Here is a 25,819-nt window from a genome sequence, read left to right as displayed (position 1 = left end):
TTGCATTGGTTTAAAGGAAGCAATATGTTAAAAAATTCATCAAAAAAACCGCAGCTACAGCGTTTTAAAATAAGCTATATGGCGATGTTTTTGGCGCTGGTATTATTAGCTATCAGTGCCTTACCAAATTTATATCCAGCAAAATCGTGGCTGCATCTGAGTACAACGCAGATCCAGCAACATTCACAGCAGTTACTAGCGAATACTCCTTCGCAAAAATCTGTTATTGATTTTTTAAATCAACATGGGTTTCTGGTTGAGCAATCAATTCAAGTGGCGCAAAACAGCCTTTCATTAAATGTGTTACTACAAGAGCCAACCAAAAGTGCCGCAGCGCAACAAGCGTTAAAAAGTGAATTTACGCAGTTGAATGCAAAAATAGTCACGCATCAAACAAGTCCCGATTGGTTACAAAGCTTAGGATTAGCACCTATAAAATTAGGTCTTGATCTTAATGGTGGTGTGTTATTTGTATTAGATGTTGATTTAGTGAAAGCGCAACAAGAGCAACTTGATAGTGCGTATGAACAAACTAAAACAATTATTCGTGATGAAAAAGCCAGAGGTGTTCGTGTACAAAAAAATGCCCATGGTTTTGAATTACACGCGTTGCCTGCTGCTAAAAGTGACTTAGCCGCAGTACAGGCGAATGTACTAAAGCGTTTTGAGTGTTTAATGGCAACTGCGCATTCACAGGGTAATTTAACAACGGTGGCATTTAGTTTTAGTGAACAAGGTAGTAATGCGTTTGATAAAGAAGTAATGAGTCAAACCTTAACCACTTTAAGAGGCCGTATTGAAGAATTAGGCATTACTGAAGCAGTTACGCAGCGCCAAGGTAAACAACGTATTCGTATTGAGTTACCCGGTGTACAAGATCCAAGTGAAGCAAAACGTATTATAGGTGCAACAGCGTCGCTTGATTTTTATCAGCTTAAAGAAATCGGTGGAAAAACCTTTAACCTGCAAAATGGTGGCTCGATCAATTTAGACCCAATTGCTATTTTTTCAGGACAGCACATCAATAATGCCCATGCAGGGCGCGATGAATGGGGCAAGCCGCTAGTGCAGCTTAGCCTTGACAGCCAAGGTGGCGAGGCGATGTCAGCATTTTCAAAACGTAATATCGGTAAACCAATGGCAACGGTGTATTCTGAATATTATAAAAATGCCAAAGGTGAAGTAGTTAAAAAAAGTGAAGTGATTAATGTAGCCAATATAGCTCAACATTTGAGTAGCCAATTTAGTATTACTAATATGCAAAGCCCACAAGCGGCGCAGGATTTAGCATTGCTATTACGTGCAGGTTCATTAACTGCGCCGGTGACAATCGTACAAGAACAAACCATTGGGCCAAGCTTGGGCGCAGATAACATACATAATGGGCTCGCGGCCTTAATGTTGGGAATGGGTATTACATTAGCCTTTATGGCGCTGTGGTATCGTCGTTTAGGGCTGGTGGCAAATATTGCCTTATTATTGAATTTAACAGCTTTAGTAGGATTAATGTCACTGCTGCCTGGTGTGGTGCTAACTTTACCGGGCATAGCCGGGCTGGTACTGACAATCGGTATGGCTGTTGATACTAATGTTATTATTTTTGAGCGGATCAAAGAAGAGCGCCGTAAAGGCCGAGCACCATATCAAGCGATAGAGCAGGGCTACCAACAAGCATTTGCGACAATTTTTGATGCTAATATTACCACTATGATCACGGCAATTATTTTATATGGTATTGGCTATGGGCCAATCAAAGGCTTTGCAATTACGCTGGCGTTAGGGCTAATAACTAGCGTATTTACCGGGGTGTATGTTTCTAAGGCGTTGAGTCAGACTTTGTATTTAAAATTGGCAAATAAGCGAGGAGCTCGCGCATGAGCAATTCAAATGAAAAAATGAGCACCACAACCCGCTTACGTTTATCGGGGTTGGTTTTATCTATCCTATTAGTGCTGCTCTCTGTAATAGGGGTTGCTACAAAAGGATTGAATTTCGGCCTTGATTTTACTGGTGGCTATTTAACTGAGTTTACCACTGCAGTGCCAATTAGTGAGGCTGAGCTGGCGAAAAAAATTAGTTATTATCACCATGATGACTTTACCTTAAGCGCTCAATCTAGCCAGCACTTTCAGTTAAGAGAGGCAGAGCAAGCCAGTACATCGCCTTGGTTAGCAACGCTTACGCAAGATGAGACATTGGGTGCTGAAGTGTTGTCATCTTCTTACTTAGGCTCACAAGTTGGCGATGAATTATTTGAACAAGGCTGTTTGGCATTATTTGCGGCAATGGTTGCCGTGATGATTTATTTAGCGCTACGCTTTGAGTGGCGTTTAGCGTTGGGATCGGTTGTGGCTTTAATGCATGACGTGGTGGTGGTAGTTGGTTTATTTGCATGGTTACAGCTTGATTTTAACTTAACCGTATTAGCGAGTTTACTGGCAATCATTGGTTATTCATTAAATGATTCAATTATTGTCGGTGACAGGGTACGCGAGCTACTGCGCTTAGATTCCACAACACAACAAGCTAGCGTGAATACGGTGATCAATGAATCAATTAAGAGCACTTTGACCCGTACTTTAATCACCTCAGGCACTACTCTTGCAACAGTGGCGAGTGTGTGGTTATTGGCTGGTGCGCCGTTACAGGGGTTTTCTATCGGACTATTTGTAGGAATTGTTGTGGGAACATTATCGTCAATTTGTATTGCTGCAACGTTACCACAGTTACTTGGTTTAAGGCATGAAAACTATCAAGTTAAGGTCGATGAGCAAAGCCAAGCGTTGATGGATATGCCGTAACTGACTTTATCAACGGAAAACAAAAATGCCGCGATATACGCGGCATTGTTATTCTTTAAGTTAATTTGTTAACTTAAATTAATTGTCACAACATCAGCTGTTTCATCATCGTTAAGTACAGGTTGTTTTGGTATGTCTGGTTTATCAAGCGCAATATCGCCGCCATCAATTACTTCACCGGTTTTTAAGTTGGTGAAATCAAATAACTCATTATCTGCTAGATGCGAAGGCACAACATTTTGCATTGCAGTAAAAATACTCTCAATACGACCAGGGTGCTCAATATCCCACTGTGCAAGCATCGCTTTGGTATGTTTGCGTTGCAGATTTTCTTGTGAGCCACACAGATTACATGGAATGATAGGGTATGCTTGGCTGATAGCATATTGTTCAATATCTGTTTCTTTACAGTAGGCTAATGGACGAATTACCATGTGCTCGCCGTTATCGCTCATTAATTTAGCTGGCATGCTTTTCAGTTTGCCACCATAAAACATATTTAAGAATAGGGTTTCGATCATATCGTCGCGATGATGACCTAAGGCGATTTTAGTGGCCCCCATTTCATTTGCGGTACGATATAAAATGCCGCGACGTAAGCGTGAGCATAGCGAACAGGTTGTTTTACCTTCAGGAATAATATCAGTCACTATACTGTAGGTGTCTTCTTCAACAATTTTGTATTCAATATTCTGAGTGTCTAAATATGCTGGCAATACATGTTCAGGAAAGCCTGGTTGCTTTTGATCAAGGTTAACAACAAACAAATCAAATTTAATAGGTGCAACACGCTGTAAATGCTGCAGCATGTCAAGTAGAGTATAACTGTCTTTTCCACCAGAGAGGCACACCATGATACGGTCGCCTTCTTCAATCATATTGAAGTCCATCACCGCTTGACCGGTTTGACGACGTAAGCGTTTTTGTAACTTAGATAAGCTATGTTGAGCTTTGGCTTGAACAGAATGCGACATTACGCCCCCTTTAGAACTATGGGTAAAATAAAGGGGCGTATTATATGCCTAAAGTTTCAATCAACAAAATTTATTTAATCTTTTGCCAGCGGGCTCACATAGCCATCGGGTTTTAAGGCTAATACGTCACAATCAAGGCTGTCAATAACATGCTCTGCGGTGTTACCTACTAAGGCTGCACTTAATCCAGTGCGGCCAACCGTACCAATTACCACTAATTCACTATTAAGGCGCTTTGCTACATCCGGGATCACGTCCTCTGGTAAACCTTCTTCTATGACACAGTTTTGCTGGGCGATTTGATGACTAGCTGCTAACTCATGGGTTGATTCTATATGGTGTTTTTTAACCGACTCGTTATAAATACTGGGGTTAAACTCAGGGATTTCAATTGCAATGTTTACCGGTGTCGCAGGATAGGCGTTAACGATACTAAGGCTTGCGTTAGCCAGTTCACATAAAAACTGCGCATCTTGAATAATACGATGGTTTAAATCAAGGTGCTGTTGGTTTTCACTTACAGCGTTAACAGCAGCTAAAATATTACCCTGCGAAGGCCAAGCGTGCTCTTTTACCAATAATACCGGGGCTGGGCATTTACGAATTAAATGCCAATCGGTTGGAGTAAAAATTACTGACTTAAGTGTATCGTGCTCGTGAGTTCCTTTTACAACCAAATCAAACTGTTGGTCTATTACCGTATCGATGATCGCTTCATAAGTGCGATTATGCCAAACCACTTGGCTGTTAATATCGACGTCTGGGTAATGTTGCAAAATTTCATCCAGCCATAACTGACGGTCTTTAACGACGGCATTGCGCATTGCCTCGCGCTCATCGCCAGAGAGCATGGTCGTCATCTCATAGGAAAAATCATAAATGCTCATAAAAGCGGTGATACTGGCACCGGACTTTTTGGCTAATTCGATAGAGCGAGATAAACCATGCTGAGACTCAGCGGTTGGATCAATAATGGCGAGTATTTGTTTGATGGTGTTCATAAGCTGCTCCTTTAACTACTTTATAGCTAGAGTGTAACGTATAACGCGAGTAGTTAAAGTAACAGCTAACAACTTGTTGCGCTAGATCAAGTTTATTTTGGGTGAATTGCTGCAGCTGCGGATAACCCATCACTATCTAGAATAGTGATAAATTTACCTTCCACTTTTATTAAAGCAGCTTTTTGAAAACGACTCAGTAAACGACTAATCGTTTCAACGGTTAAACCAAGGTAATTACCAATTTCACCCCGGGTCATGGTAAAGCGAAACTCTTTACGAGAAAACCCGCGTTCGCCAAAGCGATTTGACAAGTTGTAGATAAAACTAGCTAAGCGCTCTTCGGCTGATTTTTTATTCAGTGACAAAAACATTTCTTGGTCGTAGTTAATTTCACTGCTCATCAGGCGCATAATCTGCTGGCGTAGTTTTGGTAATTTACCCGCTAGGTCATCGAGTGTTTCAAATGGAATTTCGCATACCATTGAGGTTTCGAGCGCTTGAGAAAAGCTTTGGTGTGCCATTTTATTTATTGCATCAAAGCCGATTAAATCTCCTGCGAGATGAAAGCCAGTAATTTGCTCGTCACCTTGCTCTGAAAGGGTGTAGGACTTAAATGAACCAGAGCGAACAGCAAAAATAGCGTTCAGTGGCGCTCCTGATTCAAAAAGAAAATCCCCTTTATGTAATGGTTTTTTACGCTCAATGATTTCATCAAGTTTATCCATTTCTTGCCCATTGAGGGTAAAAGGTAAGCACAGTTGACTAATACTGCAGTCATTGCAGCTGATTGTGCAATTATTTTTGGCTTTGTTTTGATATAAATCCATTAGTTCAGTCCATTAAATGTTGTCACATTAATTTGTTAAGGTTAATGCAGCAGCTTGTCAGTTGCAATGATAAGTAAATAAATCCCGTACCAAATAAGTACACTGCCCAGTGCTATTCGTGCCCATGGGTGATTTAATACTTTATGTAATACTTGTGCGCCCATGCCGATACTTAACATCGCGGGAAACGTACCAAGCGCGAAAAATAGCATGACTAGAGCGCCATCAAGGGCTGTGTTGCTGGTCATCGCCCAGGTTAGCGCTGAATAAACTAAACCACAGGGTAACCAACCCCATAATGCGCCATAAGCCATTGCTTTAGGTAATGAGTTGATTGGCATTATAAAACGATTTAGTTTTACCAAGTGCTGCCACACCAAGGTTTTCCCTAGCGATTCCAGCCATTGTAAGCTTGCGCCTAACCGCATGATATACAAGCCAACCAAAATCATAAACAGGCCACTTAAAAACGCTAAAATTAACGCGAACCAATGACTTTGGGTGGCAAAATGGCTGCTGATCCCAGCAACGAGCGCCCCTGCGAGCATATAACTGCCGGCACGACCGATGTTATACGCAATGGAGTACTGCAATGGCCGGGTTTTATCTGTGGCTAATTGTAAGGAGCTGGCAATACCACCACACATTGCGATGCAATGTCCGCTGCCAATAAGGCCCATGATAAAAGCGCTGAAAAATAAGGGGTCAATCATTACTTTTTTTGTGCTGCTCTTTATCATCTTCAAACAAAATGCTGTGACCTTGTTTGTTTAAATCTGAAAATTGTTCACCGCGAACGGCCCAAAAAAACACCCCAATCGCGATCAGTACAAATAAAATAGCAATTGGAACTAGAATATAAATTATACTCATAATTTTAATAACCTTAGTGAGTTACTGATCACTATGATGGAACTGGCAGACATCCCAATCACAGCCATCCAAGGTGCAACTAGGCCTAATGCCGCAAGCGGTAAGATTGAACCATTATAGAGCAATGAAAGCGCTAAATTTTGCTTTATTATTCGGCGTGTTTTTTTCGATACCGTCAATAAATGCTCTATAGCGGCTAAATCACTATTGAGTAATACCACATCAGCGGTGTTTTTGGAAATATCAGCGCCAGTTTCCATTGCGATAGATAAATGCGCGCTATTAAACACTGGACTGTCGTTGACACCATCTCCTACCATAGCAACAATTTCACCTTGGCTTGACCACAGCTTCACTTCGCTTTGTTTATCCTCTGGTAGACAGCCTACTTTAAAGCTATCAAGTTTGAGCTTCTTAGCAATTTGTTGCCCTGCATTTGAGGCGTCCCCAGTTAGCATGTGGCAGGTTAAGCCTTGCTGTTGCAAAGAGGTGATTAAGTTTGCAGCATTACTTTTTACTTCATCTACAAAGTAAAAATTAGCAACCGGTTGTTGATCAATGTAGAACGTTGCTTGAGCATTACTTTTTTTACTGTTGAACCAACCACTTTTACCAATTGCATAGTTATGATTGTCATCTTCACCGGTGATGCCACAGCCAGGATGAATTTTAATATTCGTTAAGTCGCGCTGTGTGGGTGTGAACTCATTAAATGCAGTCGCAATAGGGTGTTCGGAGTAACTTTCAAGTTGTGCTGCAAGAGCCAAAATCTGTTTTTTAGATAAAGAATTTGCTAATAAGTCCACAGCATCTAGGCTAAAACGCCCCTGTGTTAACGTGCCTGTTTTATCAAAAGCAACGCGCGTTAATTGTGGTAGTGTTTCTAGCACATGAGACTGCTTAATGAGTATTCCTTTGCGGGTTAAGGTAGCCACCGCGCAGGTTAAGGCGGTTGGAATTGCTAAACTTAGCGCACATGGGCAAGTTGCAACAAGGACCGCAATGGTGATCCAAAAGGCATGTTCAGGGTCAACTTGATACCAGCCGATGGCGGTAAGTGAGGCAAATACCAGCAAGCAGGCAACAAACCACTGCGCCACTTTGTCGGTGATTTCCACCAGTTTAGGACGGGTGGCAAGCGCACTGTGCTGCAATTTAATTATTTGGTTTAAAAGAGTATTTTGACCAATTTTATTGATAAGGATTTCAATTACACCATCATGATTCACGGTACCGGCAAAAACTTGATGATCAATGTACTTACTAACTGGTAAATGCTCACCTGTCATCATTGCTTCATCAACGGTGGTGCTGCCAGTGCAAATAACACCATCTGCAGGAATTGTTTCTCCGGCTTTAATTAAGACTCGGTCACCGAGTTTTAATTTTTTAGCTGCAATAATATGTTCGTGGCCGTTTTCATCCAAAGTACGGGCTGTAAGTGGTAATAACTTTTGTAAGTTAGCAGTAAACTCACTGGCTTTCAGTCGAGCCCTAAACTCTAAATATTTACCTAGCAATAATAAGAAGGTGAACATACAAATTGATTCAAAATACACTTCGCCCACGGCCATCACTGTGGCGTAACTACTTGCGCCATATGCGCCAAAAATAGCAAGGGATACAGGAAGATCCATGTTTAACTGCTTGGCTTTTAAGCCATTAATTGCATTGGTTAAAAAGGGCATAGCACTGTATAAAATAACCGGTGAAGCGAGTATTAAGCTGATCCATCTAAAATACTGTTCAAAGTTTTCTTCCATACCAGAAAACATGCCAAAGTACATGGCGAAAGCAAACATCATCACTTGCATGGTCATTAAGCCTGCTACGCCGAGCCTGCGTATATACGCTTTAGCAACTAGCTGCTTTTGACTTGCTTCAACATCAACTTGAAACGGGTAGGCCTTGTAGCCAATTTCTAATAACGATTTGATAATGTCGCTTAATGGTGTCTGATCTTTATGCCATTGGATCATCGCGCGGTTTGTTGATGTATTTACGTCAACGCGTTTGATTGCGGGTATGTTTAACAGTTGCCTTTCAATCAACCATGCACAGGCAGCGCAAGTGATCCCTTCAACGGTCAATAACACTTCACTGATGTCGTTGATTTGAGAAATAAACTCGTCTTGAATATCTGGGTTATCGTAACTACTAATAAATGCTAATTGCTCAGGAACTAGCTGTTCTACTTTACCAGCGCGCACGGTTCTGAATTTATAATAATCGGTCATGCCTTGAGCAACAATAGTCTCGGCAACGGTTTGACAGCCTATGCAACACATCGGTTGCGCGCTACCGTCGATAACAACAGTAGCGTTAAAACCCGATGGTACACTTTCAAGGCAATGAAAGCAGTTATTAGACATGATGGGGTGACTACTTATATTCAGGACTTATGGCAATACTTTGCTCACTTGGCAAAGTGATGTTTTCTTTTAATTTCCAGCTACCGTCTATCGGCTCAATAAATACAGTATAAGCACCATCAGTATATGGTTCGACAATTGCTGTAAATTCACCATTCGCATTTGGGGTTAAATGAGTACTAAAGTCATGAGCCTGAATCGTTCGATGATAAAACGATAGTTTTAATGAGTGGATATTACTGGTGTCCCCCTTATTGAATTTAAAGCTGACTTTATCAGCTTCGATTAGCAAGTCACCATGTAAATATAACGCTTTAGCTTTCTCGAATTTGCTCAGTTCTAAGTTAATTGCTTTGCCTTTTTTATAGTAATCATCAACCACCATATCAGGACCATTGCCGATCGCAGTTATAAAAAGGGAAATACAACCAATGATGGCAACTAGCGGAAAAAAGATTAAGAACCACGGCCAGAAATTTTTATACCAAGGAGTAGGGGTCATAAATACACTTAATTAGTTTACGATAAGGGCATTTTATAGGATTTAAGTTGAAAAAACTAAAAAAAAGCCTCCAGATGGAGGCTTTTTTGATCTGAATTAATCTATTGAATTAAAACATTAAAATATAAACATTCTATTAACGTTTTAGTTATTTATCTTGCGATAAACTATAAACGTATGCAGTTAATAGATGAATTTTTTCTTCACCTAAAATGTCTTTCCAAGCTGGCATAACACCGGCACGACCGTTGTTAAGTGTTTCTTCAACAGCACGTTGAGAACCACCATATAGCCAGATGTTATCAGTTAAGTTAGGTGCACCAAACGGTAAATTATGTGCAACTGAACCTTTACCATCAGCACCATGACACGCGGCACACATTGCAAACTTAGCTGCACCTGCGGCTGCGTCTTTTTGGTTAACGGTACGACCTGATAAACTTAGTACATGAGCAGTCATTTCTTTAACGCCTTGCTCACCCAATGCAGCACCCCAAGGTGGCATTGCAGCAATACGACCATGTAACAGTGTTTCTTTGATTTTATCTGGCGTGCCACCGTACAACCAATCTTTATCAGTTAGGTTAGGGAAGCCTTGACCACCACGGGCATCAGAACCATGACACTGCGAACAGTTTTGTGCGAACAAACGCTGGCCAATTTCCAGTGCTTTTTCATCAGTAACAAGCGTTTCGATATCTTGCTGAGCATAAGCGGCAAAAATAGGACCAAAACGCTCATCTGCAGCTTCATATTCTTTATCAAGCTTTACAAATTCACCATTCGCTTTGGCTTCTTCAACTGCTTTTTTAGATTCAGCTAAAGAGGTAATACCTTGGTTAGAGCTACTCCATTTAGCAATACCTTCCCAATTACCTAAACCTGGGTATGCTGCTAAGTAGTAAACTGACCATACAAATGTTGCAAAGAACATGTAAGTCCACCACTTAGGTAGCGGATTATTTAGTTCTTCAATACCATCAAATTCGTGCCCGCAGCTTTCACCTTCTTTAACACCAGTGTAGTTTGTTAAATTCCACACTAGTAAGCCAAAAATGATAAATAAGCATGCAAGGGTTAATACAATAACCCATATACTCCAAAAGCTAGTCATTTCTCAGACCCCTTTTCCTCGTTAGAGATTGTATCGTTGTGTTTTTTCTCATCTTCAAAGATGACATTAGCGGCGTCTTTAAAACGAGTTTTACTACGCTTGCTATATGCCCACACAACAATGACAATAAATAGTACTAAAATTACCAGAGTTAAAATGCCTCTGTATGTTCCGTAATCCATAATTAATTACTTCAAGTGCGTGCCAAGTTGTTGCAAATAAGCGATAAGGGCTTGTATTTCTGTCGCACCTTTACCGTCATTCATTGCATCAACTTTAGCAACATCAGCGATTAGTTCTTCATCACTACCATATCCTAAACCAGGGTGAGCTGGGTTTTGTGGATTAATAGCAAATGTATCACGGAAAATTTTAAGCTTTTTCAGAGTAAGGCTAGTGTCAACACGATCCTCTGCTAACCAAGGGAAACCTGGCATGTTTGACTCAGGAACCACAGCACGTGGATTCACTAAGTGAGCATAATGCCAGTCATCCGAGTAACGTTTACCTACGCGTGCTAGGTCAGGACCAGTACGTTTAGAACCCCATTGAAATGGGTGATCCCATACTGATTCACCAGCAACAGAGTAGTGACCGTAACGTTCTACTTCATCACGGAAAGGGCGGATCATTTGTGAGTGACAGTTATAACAACCTTCACGTACATAGATATCGCGGCCTTCCATTTCCAGCGCGTTTAGTGGACGTAAACCATCCACTGGCTTTGTTGTATCGTCTTGGAACATCAGTGGAGTGATCTCTACTAATGCGCCGAAGCTGATAGCAAAAACAGTCAAGATAGCCATAAGGCCGATATTTTTTTCGACTATTTCATGTTTGTTTTGTGAATTTTTATTGCTCATCATCTCACTCCGTTATGCTAATTGTGCTTGCGCATCTAATTTCAACGAATCATTCTTCGCTGAAATTGTACGGTAAACGTTATAAGCCATAACCAGCATGCCTGTGACGATGAATACACCGCCTAAGAAGCGCATAACATAGAAAGGATGTGATGCTTGTAGCGACTGTACAAAGCTGTACATTAATGTACCGTCGGCATTTACTGCACGCCACATTAGACCTTGCATAACACCTGAGATCCACATTGCTACAATGTAAAGTACAACACCCACAGTGTGTAACCAGAAGTGTGTATTAACAAGTTTCACGCTATACATACGACCTTGTGAAAATAACGCAGGGATAAGGTGGTAAATAGCACCGATAGAAATCATTGCAACCCAACCAAGCGCACCAGAGTGAACGTGGCCAACAGTCCAATCAGTGTAATGAGAAAGAGCATTAACTGATTTAATTGCCATCATTGGGCCTTCGAAGGTCGACATACCATAGAAAGACAACGATACAACTAAGAAACGTAGTACTGGATCAGTACGTAGTTTATGCCATGCACCAGATAACGTCATGATACCGTTGATCATACCACCCCAAGATGGAACGAATAAGATGATTGACATCACCATACCTAAACTTTGTGTCCAATCAGGAAGTGCAGTGTAGTGTAAGTGGTGAGGACCAGCCCAGATATACAGTGATATCAATGCCCAAAAGTGAACAACTGATAAACGGTATGAATAAACTGGACGACCAGCTTGTTTAGGCACGAAATAATACATCATACCCAAGAAACCAGCTGTTAATAGGAAACCTACAGCGTTATGACCGTACCACCACTGAACCATAGCATCTACTGCACCGGCGTAGATTGAGTATGACTTAGTCAGTGATACTGGTACTGCCATGCTGTTAACAATATGAAGTACTGCAACAGTAATGATAAAGCCAGCATAGAACCAGTTAGCAACATAGATATGAGACACTTTACGTTTAGCAATGGTGCCCATAAATACAACTGCATAGGTAACCCAGACAATAGCGATTAGAATATCGATTGGCCACTCAAGCTCAGCATATTCTTTTGAACTTGTTATACCTAGAGGTAGAGTGATAACCGCAAGTACGATAACTAACTGCCAGCCCCAAAATGTAAAGGCGGCTAATTTGTCGGAAAGAAGGCGCGTTTGACAAGTACGTTGAACAACATAATAAGATGTTGCAAAAAGTGCACTGGTACCAAATGCGAAAATAACTGCGTTCGTGTGTAACGGACGTAGTCGAGAGTATGTTAACCATGGTGTATCAAAGTTAAGTGCTGGCCAAGCTAATTGGGCAGCAATCAGAACCCCAATACTCATGCCAACGATGCCCCAAATCACTGTCATAATAGCGAATTGGCGTACAACCTTATAGTTGTACTCAGTTTGTGATGCTACTGTTTGGCTCATTTTCTGGCTTCCGCTGCAATAAATGCGTTTAGAAATGAATTACCCACTTTATAAAGTGGGGCCTACTATTATTCTCAAGTATGTTATCAAAAAACCCTCAATGCCTTGACTGCTTCAGAAAACAAACTCGAGAAACCCTTATTTTTGCGGGGAAATGATAAAATTTTTGGCCTAAAAAAGATAGGTCAATTGCATAAAATTATGACATCAATCAATTTTTCACATGCAGTTGGCTATTTTTTGACACACTTTTGTACATTTGTGTAAGAATTTTGTTCAGTGGTTGTATTTTAACAGTACGCTGATTAGTATCGGCCTTTAATTTATCTAAGGAATACTATGCCAATTAAGCTTTTAGTTGTGTTTTTAAGCGCATTGCATATGTTAATGGCGTGTGGCCCACAACCGCTAAGTATAGAAGCGCAAACCCAAGATGCAAGTTGTCGGCCAAATCAGTTATGCGAGTATGATAATCAGGTGAAAATTTGGTTGAGTGAGCAACAAATAACACCAGAGACGCCTTTTGAAATACATTTATCGTTACCAAGCACATTGTTAGTTCACAGTGCTAAGCTTGAAGGTATCACTATGTATATGGGATATATTCCAGTGTTGTTTGAGCCGCGTAATGATATTTTAGTCGCGCAAGGTATGGTTGGCATTTGTTCCGAGCGTAATATGACCTGGAAGTTGACACTCGAAGTTAAAAATCCACAGGGCCAATTTAAGCAGATATTTTATTACTTTGATGCGATTTATTGATATCAGTTTAATTCATATTAAATCGGATTGTTGGTTAAGAAGTTTGCTACCCGAAGCTTAGAGTATAGAGTTACGAACGTTCGTTATCAATTATTCTACCCATCCATACACGCAATTTTTGGTACCTTCATTAGCTAAGTATTAGCTGACTTCATGCATTAATAATGCACTGGACCCATTTTTTTAATTGAACCTTTAACTCATCAAAACACTTCAAAGCAATATTTACTGAAATAATACGCTAAACATTAAGTTGAGTATCTATTTGTAAATCAGAGTTTTCAGTTTAAGTCTCGCCTCGTTTTTATATTTTCAGTTAAATTTATAGAGTGCGCATAAAACCACCTTATTTTGACATTAAGCTGCAATGAACAAAGCTAAAAACCACTACATTGCTATCAAAAAAGTTGCATAGAGCTTAAATACGCAAAATTATTGCATAACTATGGTTAGCAGTTGTTGGTCAGTTTTGCAGTTTTAATAAAATGATGTGATTAACTTGTGAAATTTTCTGATTTAGGTATTTTTTATACGTTAATTACATATAATTACAAAATCCATTAGTTTGATTTCATACATGTTTAAAATGTTTTTGTTTGTCCTTAAGTTTATGAACTTAAAGTGTATTAACTAGTTAACAATGAAACATTCATTAACTAACGTACCTGTTGCAGGTTTATCAATAATCACAAAGATAATTATTGACCACTCATTCAGATTTCATTCAGTTAAATCCGCCTAAGTTGCCATCGCTGACTCGATATTCTCAAATAAAACGAGCGCTACCTGAGCAAGGTATTTCTCCAACAAGTAGGGTTTCACATGAAAAAATCTATGATTGGCTTAGCTGTTGTCACAGCTATTCCTATGTTTTCAACAATGCAAGTAGCAGCAGCTGAAAATGCGGCGCAAACTATCGAAAAAATTCAAGTAACGGGTTCTCGCATTAAGCGTTCAGATATGGAAACCGCTAGCCCAGTTACATTAATTGGCGCCGATGATATTAAAGCAATGGGTGCAACAAGCATCGATAGCGTATTACAAAAGATGACCGCTACAGGCGGCGCAATGACAAACCCTGGTGTTAATAATGGATCTGGCGGTAACGCATCGATTAACCTTCGCGGTTTAGGTTCTCAACGTACTTTAGTGCTTGTTAACGGTCGTCGTATGATCAACTCAGGGACTGGTGCAGCGTCTACCGTTGATTTAAACACTATTCCAGTATCAATGATCAAGCAAATTGAAGTACTTAAAGATGGTGCTTCTGCTGTTTATGGTACTGATGCTGTGGCAGGTGTTGTAAACATCATCCTTAAAAATGACTTTGAAGGTTTAGATTTAAATGTAAACACTGCAATGACTTCAAAGCATGATGCAACTGAAAATTCAATTGATTTTACAGTTGGTACTTCTTTTGATAAAGGTAACATTGTTTTTGGTGCTCAGTACACTAATCGTGGCCAAGCAAGCCAAAGTGATCGTGACTTCTCAAGCTGCCCACTACTAGAAGGCGCAAATGGCCTATATTGTGGTGGTTCTTCATTCAGCGAAGGTGGACACATTCAAAGTAATGTGACGGCTGATATCTTAAATAAAGATGGTGAATTAGAGAAGACGGGTGTTGCTGACGACAGTGGTTTAAGTGGACTAGGCGGTACTTTACATCGCTACACAACAGCAGCTGATGCATACAACTACTCAAAAAGTAGCTATTTATATACACCAATGAATCGTTTAAATATTACGGGTCTTGGTACATATGAACTTACCGACGATACAAATTTCTTCAGTGAATTCACTTATACTAAACGTTGGTCAGAGCAGCAGTTAGCTCCACAACCAATTAACTTTGCATTTAACTACGATCCAAGCACTATGGGCAATAGCTTATTAGGCCAAACGTATGATAAACGTCAAGTTGTTAATAATGCGTTTGTAGAAGATGCAAATGGTGATTATGTTACAACGCCAACCAACTACGCTGCAGGTGACCCAATTAGCTACCGTCGTCGTATGAGCGAAAGTGGTACTCGTAACTACACCCAAACTGTAGATACTGTGCGCATAGTTGTTGGTGCTGAAGGTGTAATTAATGATTACTCTTGGGATCTTTCTGCAAATTTTGGTCGTAACGATTCAGTAAGTAAAACCAGCAATCTTCACAATGTTTCGGCGTTAAAAGCGGCCGTAGATGCTGGCACATTTAATCCTTTAAATGAAGCTGATTGGGCTCAAGCAAATGTAAATCCTTATATTTACAAAGAACAAGAATCAGGTGGCAGCCAGTTATTTATCGTTGCTGGTTCACTGTCTGGTGAGATGTTTGAACTACCTGCAGGTTATGCTGCATTTGCTGCTGGCGTAGAGCATCGTCAAGAAAAAGCATGGCAAGATCCTGACTCAATTGCTGCACAAGGTCTAGGTAATGATCCTCGTATCGATCCAACAAGTGGCGGCTTTGATGTTGATGAAGCTTATGTCGAATTTGCAATTCCATTATTAGCAGATGCACCTTTAGCGCAAAGTGTTGAATTAAGTGCGGCAATTCGTGCTTTTGATTACAGCACCTTTGGTTCAGATAATACTTGGAAGTTAGGTTTAACTTGGAGAGCAACAGACGAGCTAATGATGCGTGCTGTGCGTTCAACAGCTTTCCGTGCACCTACTGTTGATGAATTGTATTCTGGTAAAGCAATATCTTATGATGGTGTAACTTACCCTGGCGCAGACGATCAAGCTGAAGTTACTGTTGGTGGTAATACAGCTTTAACTCCAGAAGAAGCTGATACATTAACATTCGGTATTGTGTATGAGCCTGAGTGGATTAGCGGCTTTTCAATGACAGTAGATTACTACGATATTGAAATTGAAAATGCGATCAGTACTTACACTAGTCAATTCGTTGTTGATCAATGTATTAATCCTAGCGGCACAGGTACTACACTGTGTGAAAATACCGGTGCATTTATACGTCCAGATGGTCGTATAGTATTTAATAACCAGTTACGTAATATCGGTTCTGAAAAAACATCAGGTATTGATTTAAACTTAGCGTATTCATTTGATGCATTAGGTGTAGCTTGGAAAGCAGGCTTAGATACAACATATTTAGACGAGTATGTAGTAGACACTGGTGCTGTGATTGATTACCAAGGCTACGTTACAAATGGTAGCGGTGGTTTTGCAGATCTTAAGTCAAACTTCCACCTTACAGCAAGCAGTGATAGCTGGGATGCAACGTATGAAGCCCGTTATATTGCCGGAATGGATAGCTTTACATGTCGTAATGAACCGGGTAAATGTATTGCACCAACGACTCCATCTATTGTATACCACGATATAAGTGGCTCATATATGATAAATGATATCGTGAGTGTTTCAGCTGGTGTAAATAACTTATTTGATAAACAACCACCTTATTACTCAGGTAACTACGATTCAAATACTGATCCGTTCACATATGATGTATTAGGTCGTCGTTTCTTTGCTGGTGTGAATGTTAAACTTTAATCAGTAAGTAACTTTGATTTTATCTAAGGCCTAGTTTTTACTAGGCCTTTTTTTATTGAACAAATGAAAGTGTGGCAGTAAACTAGAGGCATCTTTTTACTTATTAGGAGAGCTGATTGCTAAAACAGGATGAAAACTTATCCTTTATAATTGAACCTGAATTGAGCCCGCGCTCTGAACAGCGCATTGATATGTATTTTTCTATTCCGAATGAAATGGGCATCAATCCGCAAACGTTAACAGAAGAATCGTATTTTAATAACCACTTCAAATCGTATTTAGCGTATAACGCCAATAATATCCATTTACCTTTAGTGCGCAGTCGCTTTGTTAGTAAAAATAAAGGTGAACAACAAGACTATCGGCAAAACCTCAATTTGTATTGTTATCAAGTCCGCCTAGCGATTGATACCGATATCAAAGATACCTTGAAGATTGAAGAAGTTGATGAGTTTTATCAGCGCGCTATTGAATTATGTGAACAAAGTCAAAGCTTACTTAAAAAACTAAGGCGTTACACACCAGATGATGAAAAACTGATCTCGTTTTATACCAATGCAGATAACTATCTGAGTTGGCATATTGAGCAGTCGTTTTTAAAATTACTTGACGAAGGGCCTCGTAGCAGTGATTTCGCGAAAGAGCGTAATGATCTGATGAATTTTTGTAAAGCCGAGCAAGATTATCGACATGAGCTGCAATATAACTCGGAATCAACCCTTCAGGATGCAAACCGGATCACCAATAAGATGCGTCTTTTACAGCGTTTGATTGAGCATGGTGTGGTGTTAAATCGTAATACTCGTTACCTTAATAGTTATTTAAAACGATTGGTTAAAGGAACCGTTACAGCGATTATAATGGCGCTTGTTATGGTTGTGGTTCTGAATGCGCGGATCTCATTTACCGAAGTGACTGCGACATTAGTGATCATTTTGGGCGCTATTTACGGGATGCGAGAAATTTTTAAAGAAGACATAACACGAGTTATTTGGCGAGCCATTGTGAAAGGGCGGCCAAAATGGCGGTTTCAATTTCGAAATAGTGTAACCAAAGATAAAATAGCTACACAATACATCTGGCTTGAATATACACGCTTTAAACATATTCCAGAGGATGTACGAAAAATATTTTCAAAACGACGTCAACAAAATAAACAAGCAGCGCAATGGCTGCACTTTGCCAGTGAAATTCGGGTTAATGCAAAAGAGTTTTTACCTGGTTATGATAGCTTGCAACAGACCTTGCAGTTTAGTTTAGCGGCGTTTGCGCGGAACTTAAAAAAAGGCGAAGGTAAACTGTATCATCTTGATAGTAATAAAATATCAAAACAAAGTGTGGAGCGCCGCTATCAACTAAATGTAGTGCTTTCATATCAAAATGACGAAGAGATAAAGTATCAGCGTTATAAAATCACTTTAAATAGAAGTAAAATTGTTAGTATTGAGCTTATTTATAGCGAAATGGAATAAAAGTTGTCGTCGATTTTCTTATCTATCAGGTATTATCTCCCTCATTTTACACAGCTTGAGGGGAAGTGATATGCGCTTTCTGATTTCCAGGATGGCCGCAACCAGTCAATGTCCACCACGTAAACCAATGAGTAAAATTATGTGGTCTTTACTTGGGTCATTTTTGGGCATTTATTTGGTTGCTATAATTGGTAAAAGTTTACAGTTTGATCCGTTAACTAATTTATTTTTAATTGGTTCTTTAGGTGCAACTGCAGTGCTTGTTTACGGTGCGCCATTAGCGGAGTTTTCTCAGCCGCGCAATCTTATTGGCGGTCATGCTCTCAGCGCGTTGGTAGGTGTGACTGTGGCAAAACTGCTAACTGCTGATTTAATGTTGGCAAGTGCTTTGGCTGTATCATTATCAGTTGCAGTTATGCACTTAACACGTACTTTGCATCCTCCCGGTGGCGCTACTGCATTGATTGCGGTTATTGGTGGTAATGGTATACAACAGCTTGGTTATTACTATGTGCTTAGCCCTGTGTTGTTTGGTACGACAATTATGCTGTTAGTTGGGTTGCTAGTTAATAATTTATCACGCAATCCTAAACGTCATTATCCTGTTTATTGGTGGTAATAACATTAAGTCAGTAGGTAGTAAGTTTGTTACTACCTACTGCAATGGTTTATTTTTCTAAACCAGTTTTACTGTACAAAGATACTTTGTTTGACACTAAGGTTATTTCAATGTTTTTACTGTCATCGCCCCATGTACAATTTGTGTGTAGGGTTTTTTCAACACAATTATCAGCACTGCCTAAAATAGCTTCTACTGCAGTTTTATCCATGCCAATTTCGATTTTTTCGTAGTTCTCTAAGCTTACTTTTGAGCAAGCTGCTAGGCTTAATGCTGCAGCAATAATTAAAAGCTTTTTCATTCGGTCATCTTCCTTTATTTAGTGTTTGAATTTTCTAATTTGTACAATCATGCCCATTTTAGGATGGTCAAAATAATGAATGTCGCCACTTATAACACGTTTGAATTGTGCGAACCGAGCGTGTTGGATTTCACCGTTGGCTTGTCTTTCATTCACATCAAAACTGGCATTAATAAATAAATAATGGCGCAAGTAAATATTAAAGCTACCATCTAGCTCCCATTGATCCGTAGCTTGTTCAACTACTGGGGCTATGCTCTGGTTGGTGTTGACTAAACTAATAAAGTCATTATTTGTATACTGTGGCGTTTGCGCAATCACAGGAGCGCGTAATAATTTACCGCCAAACAGTTTAATGCTTTCAGAGCGAGATTGGCTCGCACCTTCAAAACGCCATCCGGTATGAAGTATAGGCTTGAGTCCTTTTTGCGCCAGCTCTTGCTGTTGTGATATAAATTGTAGCTGTTCGGGAGCAAGTAGGTAGGTTTGCTCCATATCGTCTTTAACAGGCGCTATTGGGCTAAGTGGCAGTGCTGAGTAACTGTGTAGGTAGTCAATACTGCCATCACATAAATTAGAGCGATTGGCACCAATCACAGAATCGGTTAATGACTGTGAATTAAAGCGAGTGTCGCCGTTGATACACTCCTGTTTAGCTTGCGCAGTATAAAGTGGTGTCAGTAAATCAACGCTACGCTTGGCCTTAATTTGCTCTTTGTCTAAGCTAAAATCCTCTTGCAAATAAGGGGCAGGGCGCTGTTTGAATATCAGTACTTCTACTTCAAACCAACGTTCTGCAAATGCTGTGCTACTAAATACACAACACAATAGGATAAGAGATTTTTTAAGCAACATTAATGGCTAACCTTTTTTTCGAAATCTGCAATCATTGCAGTGACCATTTTTAAGCGTTCGCGGGCATTCGCCTCATCGATCGCAAAGCGCAACTTATTTGCACCATCCATTTTATACACCTTAGGTGCACTTTGTATCAAACCTATAATGAAGCTAGGGTTAACCTTAGTATGTTGACTAAACTCAAAATAGCCACCTTTTGGATTTGCTTCAATTTTTTTAATGCCTAATTCGCTGGCTTTGAGTTTCAGTTGTTGCAAACTAAATAGGTTTTTAGTTGCATCAGGCAGCAGGCCGAAGCGATCAATCAGCTCAACTTGTAATTCGTCCATATCATCTAGGTTAGCGCAGCTGGCAACCCGTTTGTAAATACCTAGTCGCGCATTTACATCGTGAATATAATCTTCAGGCAGTAAAGCGGCTAATTTTAAGTCCACTTCACTTTGTTGTTGTAGCAAGTTATCAAGGGTAGGCTCTTTGCCTTCACGAAGAGATTTCACAGCTTGCTCAAGCATTTCCATATATAAGCTAAAGCCGATGGTCTGCATTTGTCCTGATTGATCATCACCAAGCAACTCACCAGCACCACGGATCTCTAAATCGTGGGTTGCGAGTGCAAAACCGGCACCTAAATCTTCCAGTGACTCGATGGCTTCAAGGCGTTTTACAGCATCTTTCGACAGCCCTTTAGGATTACCCGTTAATAAGTAAGCATAAGCTTGATGATGGCTGCGACCAACTCGACCCCGTAACTGATGTAACTGCGCCAAGCCTAGTTTATCGGCTCTATCCATAATAATTGTGTTTGCTGTGGGGATATCAATTCCCGTTTCAATGATGGTAGTACATACGAGTACGTTGTATTTCTGGTGGTAAAATTCGCTCATCAGTTGTTCTAAATCACGTTCGCGCATTTGGCCATGGGCAGAAGCGACGCTTGCTTCAGGTACCCACTCACTAATTTCTTCTGCCACGCGGTCAATAGTTTCAACGTTATTATGTAAAAAGTATACTTGGCCACCACGCTTTATTTCCCGCAATACCGCCTCTCTGATCAAATCTGCATCGCGTTGACGAACAAATGTTTTAACCGCTAAGCGTTTTGCAGGAGGGGTAGCGATGATTGAAAGATCACGCATACCACTCATGGCCATATTTAATGTACGTGGGATAGGTGTTGCAGTGAGTGTTAAAATGTCAACATCGGCACGCAGTGATTTTATCTTCTCTTTTTGACGTACCCCAAACCGGTGTTCTTCATCGACAATGAGCAAGCCAAGATCTTTAAATATAATATCGGCTTGGATCAATTTGTGAGTACCAATGACGATGTCCAAGGTACCTTTAGCCATTTTTTCTAGGGTGTCTTTTTGTTCTTTAGGTGAATTAAAGCGAGACAGCACACCGACTTCAATGGGTAAGTCGGCAAATCGATCTTTAAAGTTTTCAAAGTGTTGTTGTGCAAGCAAGGTAGTTGGTACTAAAACGGCTACTTGTTTATTGTCGTTTACAGCAACAAAGGCGGCGCGCATCGCAACTTCAGTTTTGCCAAAACCTACATCACCACAGACTAACCTATCCATTGCTTGTTTACTTTGCATATCACCTAGCATAGCTTCGATAGCGTTACGCTGATCGTCAGTTTCCTCAAATGGAAACCCATCGCTAAAGACGCGATAAGCAGCACCATCAAGTTTAAAGGCATTCCCCGGTTTTGCTTGGCGCTGGGCGTAAATATCGAGTAATTCAGCGGCCACATCACGTACCTTTTCCGCCGCGCGTTTTTTCGCTTTTTCCCAAGCATCAGATCCCAGTTTATGCAGCGGTGCACTGGCTTCTTCGCCACCAGAATAACGACTGAGCATATGCAGGGCTGACACTGGCACATACAACTTTGCTTCATTGGCATAGGTAATGGTTACAAACTCAGTGATCAGTCCCGCCGCATCAATCGTTTGCAGACCTTGGTAGCGGCCTACACCATGATCCAAGTGTACAATCGGTTGGCCAACTTTAAGTTCAGCTAAGTTACGGATGAGCGCATCTTGGCTAGCTTCGTATTTATGTTTACGACGGCGACGCTGCGATACTTTAATGCCAAGTAATTCTTGTTCAGTAACAATGGATAATGCGGGCTTTGTACCAAGTACCACACTTTGTTCTAGTGGGCTGACAATTAAGCCAACATCGCTACTACTATTTACAAATTCATCGAATGATGAAAACTCTTTAAACTTTAAGCCACTGGGTTTAAGTATAGCGAGCAGAGATTCACGGCGACCATCGGATTCTACTGACAGTAAGATACGGCCTTTTTGTTTCTTTTGCGCTGCTACATAATTTATAAATGCTTGATAGGGTTCATGTAGTTTATGATCAATGCGTATTGCGGGTAACTCGCTGGTGACTAGATTTTTATTGCCTGCTTTTGTCGCGAGTTTTGCTTGCGATAACCGAATGCGAGCAAAGTTGCCTAAATTTTCAAACAGTTCATTAATGGGTTGATAAAGTGCAACTGGCTCAAGTAACGGGCGCAGTGGATCGACTCGACGGTTTTCATAACGCACATTAATATCATGCCAAAAATGCTCCGCAGCATCTTCTAAATCTCCCAGTTGCATCACTGTTGCAGTATCTGGCAGGTAATCAAAGATAGTGGCTAATTGCTCAAAAAACAGCGGCATATAATATTCGATACCAGCAGGCCAATTGCCTTTGGTCACTTGCATATACACGGAATCTTGCGATGAGCTGGCACCAAATTTTTCACGGTAGTTTATTCTAAATCGTTCAACATCGGCTTCGTTGGTAGGGAACTCATGAGCAGGTAGTAATTCAATTTTATCGACTTTTTCATCCGAGCGTTGGCTTTCAACATCAAATAAACGAATGGTATCAAGTTCGTCATCAAGAAAATCGAGTCTAAATGGATGCGGACTGCCCATTGGGTATAAATCAACAATCGAGCCACGAATGGCGTATTCACCATGCTCCATGACTTGTTGCACATGTAAATAGCCTGCTTGCTCTAAGTTACTGCGAAGTTTGTGGGTATCGAGAATATCACCGACTTTAAAATTAATGGTTGAACCATAAATAAACGAAGCAGGGGCGGTACGTAGCATCAAGGTAGACACAGGCACAATTAATACACTTTGTTGTTCTTTTTTTAAAGTATTTAAGGTGGCTAAGCGCGATGAAATTATATCTTGATGGGGTGAGAAATGATCGTAAGGCAACGTTTCCCAATCAGGGAATATCATTACTGGATGCTCGGGGAGCAAGCACTCCAACTCTGTTTCAAGGCGCAATGCACTGGGTGTATCAGGGGTAACAATAAGCACTAAGCCAGCTTGTTGTTTAACTCCTTGTGCAATGGCAATACTTAAACCACTGCCAGTGAGTTGCCCCCATTGAATTTTATCTTTTTGAGATTTTACCCAAGGCAAGGCTGCCCATTGCGCAAACGCCATTTACTACTCCTTTAATGCGCCTCAACTGAGGCGCTAATTTATTCTTAATCGCGATATATTTTGGTTAAATCGTGGTAATGATCTATACGACGGTCGCGTAGGTACGGCCAAATGCGTCTTACATTTTCAGAACGCTTTTGATCAAGTTCAACAAGTAACAGTTGCTCATCAGTGTTGTTGGCTTCTGCTAGCAGTTCACCTTGAGGACCCGCTATAAACGAGTTACCCCAAAATTGAATACCTTCACTTTGACCACTTGGATCACTTTCATGACCGACACGATTACAACTAATCACGGGTACGCCATTGGCAACCGCATGTGCGCGTTGCGATATTACCCACGCATCTTTTTGACGTGTTTTCTCGCCTTCGTCATCACGTGGATCCCAGCCAATTGCGGTTGGGTAAATTAATAGTTCAGCACCGGCCATTGCCATTAAACGCGCAGCCTCTGGAAACCATTGATCCCAACACACTAAGACACCAAGTTTGCCGACAGAAGTTTGAATTGGTTCGAAACCTAAATCACCCGGAGTGAAATAAAACTTTTCGTAAAAGCCTGGATCGTCAGGGATATGCATTTTACGGTATTTACCCGCAATTGTGCCGTCTTTTTCAAGCACTACCGCAGTATTGTGATAAAGCCCTGTGGCACGTTTTTCAAATAAAGAGGCAACAATAACAATGCTTAATTCTTTTGCAAGCTCAGCTAAAGTGTCGCTACTTGGGCCAGGAATAGTCTCTGCCAAATCAAATACATCAACATCTTCGGTTTGACAAAAGTACAGACTGCGATGTAATTCTTGTAACACCACCAGTTGTGCGCCTTGGCTTGCGGCATCGCGAATACCGGCAATTGATTTTGCCATGTTTTGTGCGGCATTATCACTGTTACTTTGCTGCACTAAGGCAACGGTTAAATTTGCAGGGCTGCTCATAATGATGCTCCAGCTAAAAATCCACGGGGTAATTGCATAGTAATGCAGTGTAAACTACCAAATTGATGAATAATTGGTAAGCAGTTTACGCCTATTATTTGATGCTCAGGGTAGGCCGTTTGAATTTGTGCTAAGGCTAATTCGTCATTGGCATCAGCATAAATAGGCACAAGTACAGCTCCATTAATGATTAAATAATTTGCGTAGGTGGCAGGTAACCTGTCGCCATCATCATTAAATACGGCTTTTGGCCATGGTAAATCAATTAAGGTATAAGGTTTAGCTGTTGTTGTTTTAAAACCTTGTAACTGCTTTTCCATGGCATCAAGAGCGCTGAAGTGTTGGTCATTTTTATCATCACACTTTACATACACTAAGGTATCATTAGGCGCAAAACGCACTAAAGTGTCGATATGACTGTCGGTATCGTCACCGGCTAAATAGCCATGATCAACCCATAAAAAGTCGGTGGCGCCAAGTTGTTCACGCAAGCACTGTTCAATGTCTTGTTGGGTTAGATTTGGATTACGATTTGGATTAAGCAAACATTCACTGGTGGTCAATAGTACACCGTGTTGATCAATCTCTACACCGCCACCTTCAAGAACTAAATCAAGCACGTGGTATTGATTGCGCGTATCGGCAAGTTGTTTAACTAGTACCGCATTAATTTTATTATCTAATTCACTGGTAAATTTATTACCCCAGCCATTAAAGGTAAAATCAACAATTTTTAGTTGGCTATTATCAGCAACTGCGGCGCAGGTTAATGGGCCATGATCACGTGCCCACGTATCGTTACAGGGAGTAACAACAAAATGCACGCGGCTCAAATCAACAGCGTTGGTATGCAATAACTGGCTAATGTGTGTTTTTAAGGCTTCATCATGAGCGATGATCACTAATTGCTCTGCATTACAAATATGCTGACATAATTGCACGTATACAGGCTCTACAGCGGTTAAATTGTCGCACCAATCAGTGGCTTGGTGTGGCCAAGTGAGCATAACGGCGTCTTGCTCAGCCCATTCGGGTAAAAGTCTAAAGTTCATGAATTTAATAAACAAACAAAGGTGCTATTAGTTTAGCATTTCAACTATAGCCAAGCCACTT

General features: G+C 40.6%; 22 protein-coding genes. 6 read left to right on the top strand and 16 right to left on the bottom strand.

Translation table 11 applies throughout. From position 1 onward, the window contains the following. Window positions 1-24 precede the first annotated feature (24 nt). Window positions 25-1,878, top strand: a complete 1,854-nt coding sequence (gene secD / locus H5187_RS14795) for a protein translocase subunit SecD (protein WP_182797993.1) — start codon at window positions 25-27, stop codon at window positions 1,876-1,878. Next, the gene (gene secF, locus H5187_RS14790; RefSeq protein ID WP_182797992.1) at window positions 1,875-2,801 is read left to right on the top strand and encodes a protein translocase subunit SecF; all 927 of its coding nucleotides are present in this window, start codon (window positions 1,875-1,877) and stop codon (window positions 2,799-2,801) included. Before secD ends, secF begins: the two co-directional genes overlap by 4 nt. A 68-nt stretch (window positions 2,802-2,869) precedes the next feature. Here secF and ttcA read toward each other — a convergent pair whose 3' ends face one another. The 11 genes from ttcA to ccoN form a co-directional block, all read right to left on the bottom strand. Further along, on the bottom strand, window positions 2,870-3,775 hold the full coding sequence (gene ttcA / locus H5187_RS14785; RefSeq protein WP_145233494.1) for a tRNA 2-thiocytidine(32) synthetase TtcA: 906 nt from the start codon (window positions 3,773-3,775) through the stop codon (window positions 2,870-2,872). A 74-nt stretch (window positions 3,776-3,849) separates the two neighbouring features. Continuing rightward, complete coding sequence (uspE, locus tag H5187_RS14780; RefSeq protein ID WP_182718571.1) at window positions 3,850-4,776, bottom strand: universal stress protein UspE; 927 nt, start codon at window positions 4,774-4,776, stop codon at window positions 3,850-3,852. A gap of 92 nt (window positions 4,777-4,868) precedes the next feature. Further along, a complete protein-coding gene (locus tag H5187_RS14775; RefSeq protein WP_145233499.1) occupies window positions 4,869-5,603 on the bottom strand; it encodes an FNR family transcription factor in 735 nt (244 codons plus the stop codon). Window positions 5,604-5,644: 41 nt separating this feature from the next. Further along, entirely contained in the window at window positions 5,645-6,316 is a 672-nt protein-coding gene (locus H5187_RS14770) for a sulfite exporter TauE/SafE family protein (protein ID WP_182718572.1), read from the bottom strand. After that, window positions 6,309-6,476 carry a cbb3-type cytochrome oxidase assembly protein CcoS gene (gene ccoS / locus H5187_RS14765; protein ID WP_145233504.1) on the bottom strand — a complete coding sequence of 56 codons (168 nt, stop codon included), beginning with the start codon at window positions 6,474-6,476 and terminating at the stop codon, window positions 6,309-6,311. Before ccoS ends, H5187_RS14770 begins: the two co-directional genes overlap by 8 nt. Further along, window positions 6,473-8,848 (bottom strand): heavy metal translocating P-type ATPase, encoded by a 2,376-nt coding sequence (locus H5187_RS14760; RefSeq protein WP_182797991.1) that lies wholly within the window; start codon window positions 8,846-8,848, stop codon window positions 6,473-6,475. The genes ccoS and H5187_RS14760 overlap by 4 nt, the downstream gene beginning before the upstream one ends. A gap of 10 nt (window positions 8,849-8,858) precedes the next feature. Beyond that, window positions 8,859-9,350, bottom strand: coding sequence for a FixH family protein (locus H5187_RS14755; RefSeq protein WP_182718574.1), 492 nt, complete (start codon window positions 9,348-9,350; stop codon window positions 8,859-8,861). Window positions 9,351-9,498: 148 nt separating this feature from the next. Next, entirely contained in the window at window positions 9,499-10,464 is a 966-nt protein-coding gene (gene ccoP / locus H5187_RS14750; RefSeq protein ID WP_182718575.1) for a cytochrome-c oxidase, cbb3-type subunit III, read from the bottom strand. Beyond that, window positions 10,461-10,646, bottom strand: coding sequence for a cbb3-type cytochrome c oxidase subunit 3 (locus tag H5187_RS14745; protein WP_064667100.1), 186 nt, complete (start codon window positions 10,644-10,646; stop codon window positions 10,461-10,463). Before H5187_RS14745 ends, ccoP begins: the two co-directional genes overlap by 4 nt. 6 nt (window positions 10,647-10,652) lie before the next feature. Continuing rightward, the gene (gene ccoO, locus H5187_RS14740; protein WP_149982438.1) at window positions 10,653-11,327 is read right to left on the bottom strand and encodes a cytochrome-c oxidase, cbb3-type subunit II; all 675 of its coding nucleotides are present in this window, start codon (window positions 11,325-11,327) and stop codon (window positions 10,653-10,655) included. 12 nt (window positions 11,328-11,339) lie between these two features. Further along, the gene (gene ccoN, locus H5187_RS14735) at window positions 11,340-12,773 is read right to left on the bottom strand and encodes a cytochrome-c oxidase, cbb3-type subunit I (RefSeq protein ID WP_149982386.1); all 1,434 of its coding nucleotides are present in this window, start codon (window positions 12,771-12,773) and stop codon (window positions 11,340-11,342) included. 339 nt (window positions 12,774-13,112) lie between these two features. Here ccoN and H5187_RS14730 point away from each other — a divergent pair, with 339 nt between their 5' ends. From H5187_RS14730 to H5187_RS14715, 4 genes are all read left to right on the top strand, one after another. Next, window positions 13,113-13,535 (top strand): hypothetical protein, encoded by a 423-nt coding sequence (locus tag H5187_RS14730; RefSeq protein WP_259398507.1) that lies wholly within the window; start codon window positions 13,113-13,115, stop codon window positions 13,533-13,535. 822 nt (window positions 13,536-14,357) lie between these two features. Next, on the top strand, window positions 14,358-17,048 hold the full coding sequence (locus H5187_RS14725; RefSeq protein ID WP_182718576.1) for a TonB-dependent receptor: 2,691 nt from the start codon (window positions 14,358-14,360) through the stop codon (window positions 17,046-17,048). Between the two features lie 116 nt (window positions 17,049-17,164). After that, a complete protein-coding gene (locus H5187_RS14720; RefSeq protein ID WP_182740239.1) occupies window positions 17,165-18,520 on the top strand; it encodes a hypothetical protein in 1,356 nt (451 codons plus the stop codon). Window positions 18,521-18,590: 70 nt separating this feature from the next. Continuing rightward, a complete protein-coding gene (locus H5187_RS14715) occupies window positions 18,591-19,139 on the top strand; it encodes an HPP family protein (RefSeq protein ID WP_149982382.1) in 549 nt (182 codons plus the stop codon). A 49-nt stretch (window positions 19,140-19,188) separates the two neighbouring features. Here H5187_RS14715 and H5187_RS14710 read toward each other — a convergent pair whose 3' ends face one another. From H5187_RS14710 to H5187_RS14690, 5 genes are read right to left on the bottom strand one after another with little or no spacing between them, the layout of a single operon-like run. Then, the gene (locus H5187_RS14710) at window positions 19,189-19,440 is read right to left on the bottom strand and encodes a DUF3862 domain-containing protein (protein ID WP_149982381.1); all 252 of its coding nucleotides are present in this window, start codon (window positions 19,438-19,440) and stop codon (window positions 19,189-19,191) included. An 18-nt stretch (window positions 19,441-19,458) separates the two neighbouring features. Beyond that, a complete protein-coding gene (locus H5187_RS14705) occupies window positions 19,459-20,295 on the bottom strand; it encodes a peptidoglycan binding protein CsiV (RefSeq protein WP_182793916.1) in 837 nt (278 codons plus the stop codon). Next, window positions 20,295-23,768 (bottom strand): transcription-repair coupling factor, encoded by a 3,474-nt coding sequence (gene mfd, locus H5187_RS14700; RefSeq protein ID WP_182797990.1) that lies wholly within the window; start codon window positions 23,766-23,768, stop codon window positions 20,295-20,297. Before mfd ends, H5187_RS14705 begins: the two co-directional genes overlap by 1 nt. Before the next feature lie 44 nt (window positions 23,769-23,812). Next, entirely contained in the window at window positions 23,813-24,706 is an 894-nt protein-coding gene (locus H5187_RS14695; protein ID WP_145233544.1) for a carbon-nitrogen hydrolase, read from the bottom strand. Then, window positions 24,703-25,758, bottom strand: coding sequence for an agmatine/peptidylarginine deiminase (locus tag H5187_RS14690; protein ID WP_182797989.1), 1,056 nt, complete (start codon window positions 25,756-25,758; stop codon window positions 24,703-24,705). The genes H5187_RS14695 and H5187_RS14690 overlap by 4 nt, the downstream gene beginning before the upstream one ends. Window positions 25,759-25,819 lie beyond the last annotated feature (61 nt).

Origin of the sequence: Pseudoalteromonas sp. SG44-1, from assembly GCF_014164315.1 — a bacterium.
GTDB classification, from domain to species: Bacteria; Pseudomonadota; Gammaproteobacteria; order Enterobacterales; family Alteromonadaceae; genus Pseudoalteromonas; species Pseudoalteromonas rhizosphaerae.
Note: the sequence above shows the minus strand (reverse complement) of the source record. Positions and strands in the feature narration are given on the sequence as shown.